Origin of the sequence: Pseudoduganella ginsengisoli (assembly GCF_009720865.1) — a bacterium.
GTDB classification, from domain to species: domain Bacteria; phylum Pseudomonadota; class Gammaproteobacteria; order Burkholderiales; family Burkholderiaceae_D; genus Rugamonas; species Rugamonas ginsengisoli.
This window is the reverse complement of record NZ_WNLA01000086.1, coordinates 1-471: the sequence shown is the minus strand read 5'-3', so window position 1 is coordinate 471 and position 471 is coordinate 1. Positions and strand designations below refer to the sequence as shown.

The window sequence follows — 471 nt, the reverse complement described above, 5'->3', positions numbered from 1 at the left end:
TGCCTGCCGCCCCGCGCCGCTGGCAGCCGCGCCGTAGCCGCCGGATGCGCTGGCGGAAATTTTCACGGTACTGCCGCCGCCGCCCGCGCCTTCCGCACGGCTGGCGGCGCTGGCGCCCTGCTCTCCCGCGCCGGACGACGCATCGTACGATCCTGTGCCGCCAGCCGCTGCGCTATACCCTTCGATCTGGCCGCCGCCTTTCAACGCCAGCGTGGCGTTGGCATTGCCGCCGCGCCGGTTCGCGCCTTGCGCATGCGATGCACCGCCATTGCCGCCAAACGCTGACGCATAGCCCTGGGCGTTCCGCCCCGTTAATTCCAGCTGAGCATCCGCATTGCCACCCCGCCCGGCGCTGCCGCCCGCGGACGCGGCGCCGCCATTGCCCCCTGTGGCGCTGGCCGAACCCTGTGTCGTGGCATTGCCGCTGGCCGTGGCGCGGACTTTCGCGGTGGCGCCGCCGCCATCCCCAGC

The 471-nt window shown here is 73.2% G+C and carries 1 pseudogene; it reads right to left on the bottom strand.

The window, feature by feature from the left end:
* A pseudogene (locus GM668_RS30760) lies at positions 1 to 471 on the bottom strand (hypothetical protein); the annotation flags it as partial.